The following is a 13,655-nucleotide window of genomic DNA, read 5'->3' on the forward strand; positions in this document are numbered from 1 at the left end:
GGGGCGTACCTTTGATCTCAGGTCCCGGAAAGGCTCCGGTCGAGGCTGACGACTCCCGGCGGCAGGCTATCTTCCTGTACCCGTTGCCGAGGGGTACTCAACATCGCCCGAACCAGCGCCACCAGCACGCCGAACACCAGCCCACCCAGGAGACCCAAGGCCACCACCAAGGCCTTGCGCGGCTTGATCGGTTTCAGAGGGGTCGAAGCCTTCTGGTCGATCCGCACCAGTTCGATCTTCAGCTCGCTCGCCTTCAGAGTCTTGAGGCGCGCCTGCTCTCCACGCAGCTTGTCGATGTTTTCGAAGAAACGCTCCTCGCCCTTTCGAGCCTGCAGGTATTGCACTTCACGGTTGTTTTCCAACTGCTTCAGCTCCTGCTGGATCTTCGCCACGCGGGGCTCGGTGAAGTCATCGCCCTTGCGTTTGAGCAAGGTATCGCGCTCGGCGGTCAAGGCATCGACACCCATGAAATACAGGGGTATCTGCTGGTTATTCACCTCGGTGCGGAAAACGCTGCGCGAGCCATCCTGCCCGACCTCTCCCAGTGCGCCCGGGGTCGTCGGCTTGACGATCCCCAGCCGGGTGGCGATCTGGATAGCCTCGTTGAGCTGCTGGATACGCGAATCGCGCACCATCTTCAGCCGCCCGCGCAACGCCTTGAGCTCATCCTCCAAGCCAGCCCGCCGGATGCTGTCCGCTTCCAGCAACCGGGCGATCTTGCCTTCCTTGGTAGCCTGGTAACTGGCACGCTTGCCTTCGATATCCTGCTCGAGGAATTGCAGGCGACCGTCGATACGTGCCTGGAGGTCGTCCAGGATTCGCTGGCGCTCGTTCTCGATGGTCGACGCGAGCATGCCGTTGAGAATGGCGGCACCATCCATGCCCTGGGGATACTGCATGGACAAGCGGAAGAAAGGCGCCGCCTGGGGGTCCTTCTTCAAGTCCGTCTGCTGCATGCTGAAGGCATCCTGGTTGAACTTCCAGAAAGCCTGCTCGGGGGACAGGCCCTCGGTGTTCAATTGCTGGAATAGCTCTGGATGGGCTTCGAAATACTCCAGCCTGCCGGAGTAGGCTGCCAGCTCGTTGCCGACGCGATCCAGCGCTTCCCGCGGAGTCAGGGCATACAGCCCCTTGACATTGACAGCCTCCAGGGCCTTGGTCTGGATCGGCCGCAACAGGACATCCACCTGGTAGGTCGGAACGGCCAACAGCGCGTAGGCGAGCGCAGCGGCGGTCGCCAAGGCCGCGATCAGCGCTATCAGCCACTTCGACGCCCACAATTGCTGGAACAGCTGAACGATATCGATCTCCGAGGGCGAAGCCCCCGGAAGCTGTGAGGAAGGCATACCAACGTCCTTTTCGATAGGCGGCTAGCCCACAGATGCACGCAAAGGCAGCCGTAGGAGATTTCTGAGGAAAGGCATTATGCTATCGAAACGAAATCATCGGTAGTTATTTTAGAACTGCTTCGCATTCCAGAATTGGTAGTTGACCGGCATCCGTACCGGTCACGCGACACTCCGGATGCGGGCCTCACCACATGAGATCGTCGGGCACCACATAGTCCTTGTAGGGATCGTCTTCGTCCGGTTCCTGGCTCTGTACGTTGAGCAGCACCACCCGCCGCGGATCGCGCTCCTGGATCTTCACCGCCGCATCCCGGGGCACGATCTCGTAGCGTCCGTCATAGCTGACGATAGCCAGGCTGCCTCGGCTCAGCTTGTCGCGGATCAGGTCGTTGACCGCGATCCGCTTGACCTTCTTGGCGTCGACGAAATTGTAGTAGTCGTCGCTTTCCAGCTTGGGCAGGCGCGTCCCTTCGATAAGTTGCTTGATCTGCGCGGCCTTGGCCTTCTTCTCGGCTTTTTCCTGCTGCTGGCGGTTCAATTCCTGGTCGCGCGCCAGCTTTTCCGCCTTGGCCTGCTCCGCCGCCTGGCGCTGGGAGTCGTCCTTGTCGACCTGGTTCTTGTGCTCCAGGCGCTGCTGTTTCTGTTTCTGCTTGCTGGCCTGCTTGGCCTGTTTCTCATTGACCAGCCCGGCTTTCAGCAACTGGTCACGCAATGACATGCTCATTCGTCAACGACTCGCTCGCGTGGCACGCCCGGTGGGGTGCGGCATAATCTTCCAGCCGACTGGGGTTCAGCCGGCCCTCGCAGGGGGTATAATCCTCCAGCCTCAGCCGCCTCAACGCAAGTCTCGGCGGCTCGCAAACTGCCACGCATGCCCTGGAGACCCCTCCCTACCGTCCCGAGCACCCGCAGGCACTCCTCCCGGCCCCTGATATCGAAGGCATGGAAAGCAAGGCATGAGCGTTTCTCTCCTGGTAAAAATCACTCTGGTGGGCCTGTTCGTCGCCAGCGTCCTGTTCGTCCATTTCCGTGGGCGCGCGCGCTTGCCCTTCCTGCGTCAACTGGTCAACCACTCCGCCTGGTTCGCCCCCTACAATTCGCTGATGTACCTGTTCTCCAGCGTCCCCTCGAAGCCCTATCTGGATCGCAGCCGTTTTCCGGAGCTGGACGAACTGAAGAACAATTGGCAAACCATCCGCGAAGAAGCCCTCAACCTGTTCGACGAGGGTTATATCCGGGCAGCCCTGAACAACAACGAAGCCGGCTTCGGCTCGTTCTTCAAGAAAGGCTGGAAGCGCTTCTACCTGACCTGGTACGACGGCCCGCTGCCCTCCGCCCAGCAGCTCTGCCCGAAGACCGTAGAGCTGGTGAGCCGCATCCCCAACGTCAAGGGCGCGATGTTCACCCTGCTTCCCGGCGGCAGCCACCTGAATCCGCACCGCGACCCCTTCGGCGGCTCGCTGCGCTATCACCTCGGCCTGTCCACGCCGAATTCGGACAACTGCCGCATCTATGTCGACGGCCAGCCCTACGCGTGGCGTGATGGCGAAGACGTGATGTTCGACGAAACCTTCGTCCACTGGGTGAAGAACGAGACCGAGCAGACCCGGGTGATTCTCTTCTGCGATATCGAGCGGCCGCTCCGCTCCCGCCTGCTGACCCGGCTCAATCGCTGGATCAGCGGCATTCTCGGGCGTGCGACCGCACCGCAGAACGTCGAAGGCGAACGCGTCGGCAGCATCAACCAGGCCTACTCGGTCGCCATTCGCGGCGGCAATGCCATCGGCGCCCAGGTGAAGCGCTTCAAACGCGCCTACCCGAAGGCCTACCGAATCCTCCGCCCGGTGCTGGCGGTGATCCTGCTGGTCATCCTCTATCGTTGGATCTTCGGCTGATTCAGATGCCGTGGCAGCCCGGCTGCCACGGTAATTTTCCCCATCAACAGCCAGGCGCGCTCCTCTCCGCTTTCTTAGCCTCGCCCCAGAGGCTGTCCAGTTCCTCCAGCGAACATTCTTCGGCTTTCCGGCCGGCTTCGCGCAGGTTCCGCTCGATGAATCGGAATCGCCGCTCGAACTTGCCGTTGGCCTGGCGCAGAGCAGCCTCCGGATCGACCTTGAGATGCCGGGCCAGGTTGACCACGACGAACAGCAGGTCGCCAACCTCCTCGCCCACGGCTCCCTCGTCACCCGCTGCCATCGCCTCGAGGACTTCGTCCAGCTCCTCGCGAACCTTGTCCACCACCGGCAGCGCTTCCGGCCAGTCGAAGCCGACCTGCGCCGCGCGCTTCTGCAGCTTCGCCGCCCGTGACAACGCCGGCAGGGCGACAGGAACGTCATCCAGCAGCGACAACTGCTGCGGCTCCTTGGCCTTGGCGGCACGCTCCTCGGCCTTCAGTTCTTCCCAGCGCTGCTTGACCGCCGCTTCGGCCAGCTTCGCCGCATCGGGCTTGCCATAGAGATCGCCATCGAGGAATACGTGGGGATGTCGACGGATCAGCTTGCGGGTGATGCCGTCCACCACCTCGTCGAAAGCGAAGCGATCCTCTTCGCGAGCCAACTGGCTGTAATAGACCACCTGGAACAGCAGGTCGCCCAGTTCCTCGCGCAATTGCGGGAAATCCCCCTGCTCTATGGCGTCCGCTACTTCGTAGGCTTCTTCCAGGGTGTGCGGGACGATGGTCGCGTAGCTCTGCTGGAGATCCCAGGGGCAGCCGAATTCGGGATCGCGCAGGCGCGCCATGAGGTGGAGCAGGTCGTCGAGTCGGTACATGGGTATCTCGGGTCTTCAGTGAACGGTCCGGGCATTCTGCCCTTTCCGGAAACGAAAAGGCCACGGGCAGCCTGCGAGCGCCCGTGGCCTGTTTCCGCCTCGCCTCAAGGCGTACGGTTGCGCCGCGCCTCGATGATGTTGGGCAGTTGTGAAACGCGCGCCAGCAGGCGTCCAAGAGCGTCCAGACCGGGAATCTCGATGGTCAGTTGCATGGTCGCGGTGTTGTCTTCCTTGTTCGAACGGGTATTCACCGCCAGAACGTTGATCCGCTCGTTGAGCAGCACCTGGGACACGTCGCGCAACAGGCCGGAACGATCATAGGCACGGATCGCGATATCCACCGGATAGGTGCGGACCGGCTCCGGCCCCCAGCTGACCTGGATCATCCGCTCCGGTTCGCGTCCCGCCAGTTGCAGCGCGGTGGCGCAATCCTGGCGGTGGATGGTGACCCCACGGCCCAGCGTGATGTAGCCGACGATGGGATCTCCCGGCAGCGGCTGGCAGCAGCCGGCCATCTGCGTCAGGAGGTTGCCGACGCCCTGGATCTGCACGTCGCCGCGCTTGCCGTGGCCGATCTTGCTCGGCTTGCGCGGGATCAGTTCGAGTTGCTCGCTGTCGCGGTCCGGCTCGACCAGTTGCTGGGCATAGTTGACCAGGTGCGCCAAGCGCAGGTCGCCGGCGCCGAGAGCGGCGAACATATCCTCGGCGGTACGCACGTTGGCCTTCTCCGCCAGCCGGTCGAAATCCACCGGCGGCAGCGCCAGGCGCGACAGCTCGCGTTCGATCAAGGCCTTGCCGGCAGCAACGTTCTGGTCCCGCGCCTGCAGCTTGAACCAGTGGACGATCTTCGCCCGCGCCCGGGAGGTGGTGACGTAGCCCAGGTTGCTGTTCAGCCAGTCACGGCTCGGACCGCTGTGCTTGCCGGTGATGATCTCGACCTGCTCGCCGGTCTGCAGGCTGTAGTTCAGCGGCACGATGCGTCCGTTGATCTTCGCCCCGCGGCAGTTGTGCCCGACCTCAGTGTGGACCCGATAGGCGAAATCCAGCGGGGTCGCGCCCTTGGGCAGGTCGATGGCATGGCCGTCGGGAGTGAAGACGTAGACCCTGTCCGGCTCGATATCGACCCGCAGTTGCTCCGCCAGGCCACCGATGTCGCCCAGTTCCTCGTGCCATTCGAGCACCTGGCGCAGCCAGGAGATCTTTTCTTCGTAATGGTTGGAGCTGGCCTTGACGTCGGTCCCCTTGTAGCGCCAGTGCGCGCAGACCCCGAGCTCCGCCTCTTCGTGCATGGAGTGGGTACGGATCTGTACTTCCAGCACCTTCCCCTCGGGGCCGATCACTGCGGTATGCAGCGAGCGATAGCCGTTTTCCTTGGGGTTGGCGATGTAGTCGTCGAATTCCTTGGGAATGTGCCGCCAGAGGGTATGCACGATGCCCAGCGCGGTGTAGCAGTCGCGCATCTCCGGAACGAGCACGCGCACGGCGCGAACGTCGTAGATCTGGCTGAAGTCCAGGCCCTTGCGCTGCATCTTGCGCCAGATCGAATAGATGTGTTTCGCCCGTCCGCTGAGATCGGCCTGTACGCCGGTGGCCGCGAGAGCTTCCTTCAACTGGCTCATCACGTTGGCGATGTACTGCTCGCGATCCAGCCGGCGCTCGTGCAGCAGCTTGGCGATCTGCTTGTACTGGTCGGGCTCGAGGTAGCGGAAGGACAGGTCCTCCAGCTCCCACTTGATATGCCCGATGCCCAGGCGGTGGGCCAGCGGCGCGTAGATATCGAAGACTTCCCGGGCGACGCGGTGACGCTTTTCCTCGTCGGCATTCTTCACCGCGCGAATGGCGCAGGTGCGCTCGGCCAGCTTGATCAGGGCGACGCGAACGTCGTCGACCATCGCCACCAGCATCTTGCGCAGGTTCTCCACCTGCGCCTGGGTACCCAGCACCATGGAATGGCGCGGATTGAGGCTGGCGCTGATCGCGGCCATGCGCAGCACGCCCTCGATCAGCTTGGCCACCACCGGCCCGAAATGCTTGTTGACCGCTTCCAGGGTGATCTTGCCTTCCCGCACGCCTCGATAGATGACCGCGGCGACCAGGGACTCCTGATCCAGCTTGAGGTCCGCGAGGATCTCGGCGATTTCCAGTCCGGTCTGGAAGCTGGACGTGCCTTCCGCCCAGGAGTTCTGTGCGGCGATCGCTCGCTGCTCGGATTCGCGAGCGAACTCGCAAGCCTCCAGCAAGCCCTGACGATCGAGCCCGGGGACGAGGTTCTGGACGTGGTCCAGCCAGGCCTCGAGGTTGATACTGCCGTCGGTGTTGACCGGCTGGTGCGCTCTCACCTGTACCATCTTGCCTACCCTTTACCACGGTGCGCGTAGCCCACCGATGACTGCGCCAGCCTTCGAACGGGCTGGTCGGATTACGCAGGCATCCTAGCCTGCCTCGAACAAAGCCATGGCCTCGACATGTGCGGTCTGCGGAAACATATCGAGGATTCCGGCGCGCTTCAGACGATAGCCCTGCCTGGCCATTTCGCCAGCATCGCGCGCCAGGGTCGCCGGATTGCAGGATACATAGACTACCCTCCGGGCACCCAGAGAACTCATTTCGCGTACCGCCTCGAACGCGCCGTCGCGCGGCGGATCGAGCAGCACAGCGGTAAAACCTTGCTCCGCCCAGGGCGCTTCGGCAAGCGCTTTGGACAGGTCGGCCTGGAAAAAGTGCGCGTTGCCAAGGCCATTGGCCAGCGCGTTGGCGCCTGCCCGCTCGACCATCGCCGCCACGCCCTCCACCCCGACTACCCGCGCCACCCGGCGCGCCAGCGGCAGGGAGAAATTGCCCAGCCCGCAGAACAGGTCGAGGACCCGCTCGTCGGCGGTCGGCGCCAGCCAGTCAAGGGCCTGGCGGATCATCGACTCGTTCACCGGCGCATTGACCTGGACGAAGTCTCCGGGTCGGTACGCCAGAGTCAGTTGCCAGTCACCCAAGGAGTAGCCCAGTTCGGCGGCCGGCTCCACCGGCAAGGGCTGTTCCGCACCTTGCAGCCAGAGCTGGGCCTGGTGTGCGGAACAGAAAGCGGCCAGGCGCTGGCGATCCTCGTCGACCAGGGCAGTCGTATGCCGCAACAGCAATGCACTGGCCGTGCCATGGAAGAGCTCCACGTGGCCGATGCTTTCCGGCTTGCGGAAGTCCTGCAGAAGAGCAGGCAGGGCACGGGCAATCGTTTGCAAAGGCGGCACCAGGACCAGGCACTCATCGAAGGCGACGATCTCCTGGCTGGCCGAGGCACGGAAGCCGACATCCAGACGCCGCGCCCTGGCATCCCAGCGTACGGCGATCCGAGCGCGGCGCCGATAGCCGAATTCGGGCCCGACCAGGGGGGCGGCCCATTCTTCCGGCTCGATCCCGGCGAAACGCTGCAACTGCTCCTGCAAGGTACGCTGCTTCAGGGCCAACTGCTCGCCGTGTTCCAGGTGCTGCAGGGTGCAGCCGCCGCAGCGACCCGCTACAGTGCAGGGCTCGCGGCGACGCAGGTCGCTACTGCTGAACAGGCGCTCGCTGCGCGCGTCGACCACCTTGCTTCGCGCGCCCAGCACCCGGGCCTCAAGTTCCTCGCCAGGCAGCCCGCCGCTGACGAACCAGGTCATCCCCGCCTCGTGGGCGATACCTCGGCCGTCATGGGCCAGGCGCTCGATGGTCAGGCGCTGCTTCTTGCCTACCGGTATCGCGGGACCGCGCGCACCACCGCTGGGCTGGAAGCGCAGCCCGCCCTTATTTCTGGCCATGGACATGCTCAGCGAGGGTCATAGACGCCGGAAGACAGGTAGCGGTCGCCGCGGTCGCAGATGATCGCCACCAGCACGGCATTCTCCAGTTCGCGGGACAGGCGCAGCATCGCCGCCACCGCCCCGCCGGAGGACACGCCGCAGAAGATGCCTTCCTCGCGGGCCAGCCGGCGCATGATGTCCTCCGCTTCGTCCTGGTGCATGTCGACGACCCGGTCGACGCGACTGGCGTCATAGATCTTCGGCAGGTATTCCTGCGGCCAGCGTCGGATTCCCGGGATGGCCGAGCCCTCCATGGGTTGCAGGCCGACGATCTGCACCGCCGGGTTCTGCTCCTTGAGGTAGCGCGATACGCCCATGATGGTCCCGGTGGTGCCCATGGAGCTGACGAAATGGGTGATGCTGCCGCCGGTCTGCTGCCAGATTTCCGGGCCGGTGCTGTGGTAATGGGCTTCCGGGTTGTCGCCATTGGCGAACTGGTCGAGGACCTTGCCGCGGCCTTCGCGCTGCAGCTTGTCGGCCAGATCGCGCGCGCCCTCCATGCCCTCTTCCTTGCTGACCAGAATAAGCTCGGCGCCATAGGCAGTCATCGCCGCCTTGCGTTCAGCCGTGGAGTTGTCCGGCATGATCAGGATCATCTTGTAACCCTTGATCGCCGCCGCCATGGCCAGGGCGATGCCGGTGTTGCCGGAAGTAGCCTCGATCAGCGTATCGCCGGGGCGGATGTCGCCGCGCAGTTCGGCACGGGTGATCATCGACAGGGCCGGGCGGTCCTTCACCGATCCCGCCGGGTTGTTGCCTTCGAGCTTCACCAGCAGGGTATTGGAGGTTTCCCCGGGAAGGCGCTGCAGACGCACCAGAGGGGTATTGCCAACGCAGTCGGCGATAGTCGGGTACTGCACGGTCATGGAGGCACTCGTTCGGCACTGACGGTAAAGGCTGAGCATGATACCGGGAAACTGGGGCCGGACCCTAGCACCGCAATATCCGGTCATGCATGCCGATTCAGCCGAAAGACCGCCCGAAACGGCATGCGATGCGATGACCAGAGGCGTCCGAAGAGAAAACCTGGCGTTGGACAGCCGATGCCTGACCAACGCCAAAGAAAGGTCCGACAGGCGTTGCGCCTGCCGGTGAAAGCGCGTTGGCCGCGGCGATCAGAACGAGGTGGTCATCGAAACGTAGTAGGCGCGACCCGGCTCGTTGTAGGTTGCCGCGCCGGCGTCGAAGGAGTTGCCCTGGCGGTACAGGCGCTTGTCGAAGAGGTTGCTTACCCCGCCCCGTACGCTCAGGTTCTCGCTGAAGGTGTAGCCGGCGCTGACGCCCCAGATGCCATAGGTACCCACCTCTTTTCGCGAGACCACCGGCGTGTTGCGGCTGGTGCCATGCTTCGGTGGCTCCTGGCGGCCGTAGATGGTGCTGGTCAGTTGGGTGGAAAGACGCTCGCTGGCCTGCCAGTCCAGGGTCGAGTTCAGGGTGTACTCGGGGATCACCGAAAGCGGGTTGCCGGTGTCCTTGTCCTTGGATTGCAGCATATAGGTCAGGTTGGTACTCCAGCTCAGGTCCTCGTGCAGGGGGACCAGCAAGTTGCCTTCCAGGCCCTCGACCACTGCTTTCTTCGCGTTGCTCCATTGCAGGATGTTGTTACCGGTCCCGGTCTGTCCCATGACATCCAGCGGCGCGACGATCTTGTTCTTGTAGTCGTTGCGGAAGTAGGTGAGCCCGGCGACCCAGCCATCGCGCCGGAACTCGATGCCCAGTTCCTTGTTGACGCTGGTCTCGGCGTCCAGGTTTTCGTTGCCGACCAGGTAGCAGCCGCCGCTGCTGGTCTGGATCGGGCAGCCGTTGCCACGGGTATAGAGCAGGTAGTTCGGGTTGCTCTGGTACAGGTTGGGCGCCTTGAAGGCCCGTGCGATACCGGCCTTGACCGTGAAGTATTCGCCGAGCGTCTGGGAAGCGTTCAGGCTCGGGCTCCAGTTCAGGCCGAAGTCGCTGTGATCGTCCAGGCGCAGCCCGGGGGTGAGCATGGTGCCGGGGCGCAGTTCGATATTGTCCTCCACGTACAGCGCACGGATCTCCGCCTTGCTTTTCGGGCTTCGCGAGCCGGCCGCCGGGGTCCCCGGCAAGCTGTCGCTTCCCACGAAGCCCTGCTTGAGCGAGGACGGGTCGTTGAGGGTTTCCTTGTTCCACTCCGCGCCCACCGTCAGCACCTGCTCGAACAACGCATGCAACGGAAGGTTGAGTTCGCCGCTGAGGCGATAGTTCTCCAGCTTGCTGGTGCTGAACGAACGGTCGGCGCCGATCTGCCCCTCGACGGAACCGGCCAGCCCCTCCTCCAGACGGTTGTTGCGGGTGGAGTCGTACTGGGCGACGAACCTGGAAGTACCGAACGACCAGGTCCCGTTGTGGGTGATGGCGTAGTTCTCGCGATACATGCGGTTGGTCTCCGCACCGTCGTCGGCGAGTCCCTGGGTATTGGCGGTGCCGTTGTTGTTCTGGGTATCGCCGGCATAGATGTTGCCCTGTCGGCTGAAGCCCGCTTCGAAATCGACGACCTGGTCGGGGGTCACCTGCCACGACAGCATCCCGCTGAGATCGCGATTGCGTACCCCTTCGCGTCCGGCCACGGTACGGCTCGGGTTGACGGTGTGTCCGAGGTTGATGTCGGTATCGTCCGAATCGGTCTTGTTCGCGCTGCCGTACGCACGGAAGCTCAAGGCTTCGGTCAGCGGCCCGCTGAGGCTGAAGTTGGCGCGGCGCGTGGCGCCATCCTTGGAGCTCTCCGGAATGTTGGTGAACACCGTCATGGAGCCACGCAAACGATCGGTCGGGCGCTTGGTGATGATGTTGACTACCCCACCCGCCGCGCCGGAACCGTAGCGCGCCGCCGCGGGCCCACGGAGTACCTCGATGCGCTCGACCTCCTCCGGCGGCACCCAGTTGCTGTCGCCGCGGGTGTCGCGTTCACCGCGCCAGCCGTAGCGCACCGAGTTGCGCGAGCTGACCGGCTTGCCGTCGACCAGGATCAGGGTGTTCTCCGGCCCCATGCCGCGGATGTCGATCTGCCGGTTGTTGCCGCGCTGGCCGCTGGAACTGTTGCCGGTGAGGTTGACCCCGGGCATGGTGCGGATGATCTCGGAGAGATCGTTCACCGGCGGGCGCTTCCTGATGTCCTCGGCGGTGATGATGGATACCCCCGGTGCCTGCTTGAGCTCCTGTTCGGCGGTGCCCAGCACCACCTCGTCACCCAGCTGGACCACCGATTCGGCGCGTTCGTCCAGTTCTTCCAGGCGCTCGTCCTCGGCCAGGGCCTGCCCGCCCAGCAGGCTCGATGAAGCGAAAAGGACGGCAGCGGCGAGATGGCCGCGACGGAATTGGGGGTACATGCGTGACTACTCCTGTCGAGGGAAAACGGGTAGCAGGCGAGCCACGAGGGATACGTTGACGTTTTTTCTGAAGCCTGGGTCGCCGGCGTTGCGCGGGTGACGTCTCGGCACGGGCAGGACAGGGCGCAGACCCGGAACAAGGCCGGCCGAGGAGATCGCACGGATGATAATCATTCACAAAGGAGAGTAAAGATCATTTACATCTAGGCAAAATGTAAAGGCACCTGCGCCTCGCTAGGCAGAAGGCAGCACCAGGCACAGGCGCAGCCCCGGATCGGCGGCCTCCGCCCATAGGCGGCCGCCCTGGAGCACCACGGCGCGACGGGCAATGCTCAGTCCCAGGCCGAAGCCCTTGCCGGTACGTGCCGAAGACAGCCGGGTGAACGGGCGGAAGATGGCCTCCAACTGGTGCTCGGCCACACCCTCGCCCTGGTCTTCCAGGCAAAGCCACCAGCAACTTCCTTCGCGCCGACCATGCAGGCGGATCACGCCGCCCTCCGGCGAATGCCGGATGGCGTTACGCAGCAGGTTCTCCAGGGCCTGGGCAAGTGCATTGAGGTTGCCACGCACGACACAATCCTCGGGCAGATCGCTGCGGAACCGCTCGCCGGCCCAGCCGCTTTCGAAACGTGCGTTCTCCACCAGCAGGTCCCATAACGCCGGGATGGAAATGTCCTCCAGCGCCAATACCGGGCGTTCGGTGTCCATCCAGGCCAGCTCCAGGGTGTTGTCCACCAGTTGCTGCATGCCCTGTACCTCCTGCTCCAGGCGCTCGCGCAGGAGCTGCGCGGACAGCGTGCCCTCTGCCGCCACCTGCAGGCGCGCCAGCGGCGTGCGCAGCTCGTGGGAGAGATCGCGGAGCAGTTGGCGCTGCAACACCATGTGCTCGTCGAGTCGCTCGGCCATATGGTCGAACGCCCGCCCCAGATCGCCCAACTCGTCGCTGCGCCGGCTGATCTCTGCCTGCGTACGCGCCGTCAGGTCGTTGCCGCGCAGGGCATTGGCCTGCGCTCGCAGACGTCCCAGCGGCACTATCCAGCGCCGATACAGCAACACTCCCAGCAGCAGGGCCAGCCCGGCTGGCACCAGGCCATGGGTGACCAGGCGCTTGGCCGGCGACAAGCCGGGAGGGACGAACTCGGCGGGAAGACGCAGGACCACCCTGCCTTGCTCCGGATGTTCGGGGAAGCGCAGGTTGATGAATGGCCGCGACAGCGAGCGGGAACTCATCGGCCAGTCGACGCCCCGCAGGAAAGTCAGGCGCTCGGCTTCCTCCGTGGTGAGCGGACGACTGCCCAGCGATTGCAGCCGTCCGTCGAGCACGACCACCCAGTCCAGCGCCTGCTGGCGCGGCTCGGCCAGCCAACGGTCGATGCCCTCGCGGCCATCGTCGAGCCAGGCACGCTCGGCTCGCCGCGCATAATCCGCCAAGGCGGAGCGGGCTTCGGCGGACAGGTAGTAACCCTTCAGTTCGGCACTGCGTCCCCAGGTCCAGGACAGCCATACCGATAGCAGGAAGAACGCCACCAGCACGAGGGCCAGGCGCCAGAACAGCGAATGGCGGTTGGGCATCATGGCGCCGGTGTCAGGACGTAACCCTTGCCCCAGACGGTATGCAACTGGTGACCGGCGTAACCGAGGCGTTGCAGCTTGCGCCGCAGGTGACTGACGTGCATGTCCAGGCTGCGATCATGCTGGGTATGACCGCGGTGCAGGACATGCTGGTAAAGGAAGGCCTTGGTCAGGGTCTCGCCTTCCGCGGCGAGGAAGGTTTCCAGCAGGCGGTATTCGGTCGGCGTCAGGCCGGCGAACCGCTCGCCAAGGCTGACATCGCAGACATCGGCAGAGAATTGCAGCGAGGGCCGCGCCAGCGGTTCGGCGCAGCGGCCCGGCGCGCCCCCCCGCTCCAGGGCGATCCGGCGCAGGATGGCATCGATGCGCACCCGCAGCTCGGCCAGGCTGAAAGGCTTCGGCAGATAATCGTCGGCGCCCTGGCTGAACCCGGCGATGCGGTCCTGCTCGGCGCCCAGGGCCGACATCAGGATCACCGGCAGCGCCTGCTCCTGGCGGAGTTGGCGAAGAATGTCGAGGCCATCGCGCCCCGGCAGCATGATGTCCATCAGGATCAGGTCATAGGCGCCGCTGCGCGCAGCCGCCAACCCCTCTTCCCCGTCTCGGCACCAGGTCACCTCGAAACCGCTGCCATTGAGATGCTGGAACAGATGTGCGCCCAGTGTCGGATCGTCCTCGATGGCCAGCAGTCGGGGGTCGGGCGTCAGGGATGGGAGCATGGCAGCCAAATAAGATTGATTAGCAATCGTGCCAGTATTCACGATCTTTCCGCTTCGTCGCAAGCCGAATCCGCC

The 13,655-nt window shown here is 64.2% G+C and carries 10 protein-coding genes; 1 reads left to right on the plus strand and 9 read right to left on the minus strand.

The genetic code is table 11. From position 1 onward, the window contains the following. Positions 1-17 precede the first annotated feature (17 nt). Complete coding sequence (locus AC4OR5_RS22140; protein WP_058160035.1) at positions 18-1,346, minus strand: Wzz/FepE/Etk N-terminal domain-containing protein; 1,329 nt, start codon at positions 1,344-1,346, stop codon at positions 18-20. Between the two features lie 187 nt (positions 1,347-1,533). Beyond that, the gene (locus tag AC4OR5_RS22145) at positions 1,534-2,073 is read right to left on the minus strand and encodes a DUF2058 domain-containing protein (RefSeq protein ID WP_015503405.1); all 540 of its coding nucleotides are present in this window, start codon (positions 2,071-2,073) and stop codon (positions 1,534-1,536) included. 232 nt (positions 2,074-2,305) lie between these two features. Here AC4OR5_RS22145 and lpxO2 point away from each other — a divergent pair, with 232 nt between their 5' ends. Next, the gene (gene lpxO2, locus AC4OR5_RS22150) at positions 2,306-3,244 is read left to right on the plus strand and encodes a lipid A hydroxylase LpxO2 (RefSeq protein ID WP_015503406.1); all 939 of its coding nucleotides are present in this window, start codon (positions 2,306-2,308) and stop codon (positions 3,242-3,244) included. 43 nt (positions 3,245-3,287) lie between these two features. On the opposite strand, the gene mazG is transcribed toward lpxO2, so the two are convergent. The 7 genes from mazG to pirR all read right to left on the minus strand — a co-directional run bounded on the left by mazG (position 3,288) and on the right by pirR (position 13,580). After that, positions 3,288-4,118: a nucleoside triphosphate pyrophosphohydrolase gene (mazG, locus tag AC4OR5_RS22155; protein WP_023126467.1), complete on the minus strand. Its 831-nt coding sequence runs from the start codon at positions 4,116-4,118 to the stop codon at positions 3,288-3,290. Between the two features lie 104 nt (positions 4,119-4,222). Beyond that, positions 4,223-6,466 carry a GTP diphosphokinase gene (gene relA / locus AC4OR5_RS22160; protein ID WP_003086042.1) on the minus strand — a complete coding sequence of 748 codons (2,244 nt, stop codon included), beginning with the start codon at positions 6,464-6,466 and terminating at the stop codon, positions 4,223-4,225. 84 nt (positions 6,467-6,550) lie between these two features. Next, entirely contained in the window at positions 6,551-7,903 is a 1,353-nt protein-coding gene (gene rlmD / locus AC4OR5_RS22165) for a 23S rRNA (uracil(1939)-C(5))-methyltransferase RlmD (RefSeq protein WP_003102417.1), read from the minus strand. A gap of 8 nt (positions 7,904-7,911) precedes the next feature. Further along, positions 7,912-8,811, minus strand: a complete 900-nt coding sequence (gene cysM, locus AC4OR5_RS22170; RefSeq protein ID WP_003102419.1) for a cysteine synthase B — start codon at positions 8,809-8,811, stop codon at positions 7,912-7,914. 249 nt (positions 8,812-9,060) lie between these two features. Next, positions 9,061-11,289 carry a TonB-dependent siderophore receptor PirA gene (pirA, locus tag AC4OR5_RS22175; protein WP_003117107.1) on the minus strand — a complete coding sequence of 743 codons (2,229 nt, stop codon included), beginning with the start codon at positions 11,287-11,289 and terminating at the stop codon, positions 9,061-9,063. Between the two features lie 234 nt (positions 11,290-11,523). Next, positions 11,524-12,861 carry a sensor histidine kinase PirS gene (gene pirS, locus AC4OR5_RS22180; protein WP_079992398.1) on the minus strand — a complete coding sequence of 446 codons (1,338 nt, stop codon included), beginning with the start codon at positions 12,859-12,861 and terminating at the stop codon, positions 11,524-11,526. Then, positions 12,861-13,580, minus strand: a complete 720-nt coding sequence (gene pirR, locus AC4OR5_RS22185) for a response regulator transcription factor PirR (protein WP_023107115.1) — start codon at positions 13,578-13,580, stop codon at positions 12,861-12,863. The genes pirS and pirR overlap by 1 nt, the downstream gene beginning before the upstream one ends. Between the last annotated feature and the right edge of the window lie 75 nt (positions 13,581-13,655).

The organism is Pseudomonas sp. YA1, assembly GCF_058680555.1.

Coding starts and splice junctions, on each gene's coding strand:
- AC4OR5_RS22140 (WP_058160035.1), bottom strand. CDS start 1,346: ATGCCTTCCTCACAGCTTCCGGGGGCTTCGCCCTCGGAGATCGATATC.
- AC4OR5_RS22145 (WP_015503405.1), bottom strand. CDS start 2,073: ATGAGCATGTCATTGCGTGACCAGTTGCTGAAAGCCGGGCTGGTCAAT.
- lpxO2 (WP_015503406.1), top strand. CDS start 2,306: ATGAGCGTTTCTCTCCTGGTAAAAATCACTCTGGTGGGCCTGTTCGTC.
- mazG (WP_023126467.1), bottom strand. CDS start 4,118: ATGTACCGACTCGACGACCTGCTCCACCTCATGGCGCGCCTGCGCGAT.
- relA (WP_003086042.1), bottom strand. CDS start 6,466: ATGGTACAGGTGAGAGCGCACCAGCCGGTCAACACCGACGGCAGTATC.
- rlmD (WP_003102417.1), bottom strand. CDS start 7,903: ATGGCCAGAAATAAGGGCGGGCTGCGCTTCCAGCCCAGCGGTGGTGCG.
- cysM (WP_003102419.1), bottom strand. CDS start 8,811: ATGACCGTGCAGTACCCGACTATCGCCGACTGCGTTGGCAATACCCCT.
- pirA (WP_003117107.1), bottom strand. CDS start 11,289: ATGTACCCCCAATTCCGTCGCGGCCATCTCGCCGCTGCCGTCCTTTTC.
- pirS (WP_079992398.1), bottom strand. CDS start 12,861: ATGCCCAACCGCCATTCGCTGTTCTGGCGCCTGGCCCTCGTGCTGGTG.
- pirR (WP_023107115.1), bottom strand. CDS start 13,580: ATGCTCCCATCCCTGACGCCCGACCCCCGACTGCTGGCCATCGAGGAC.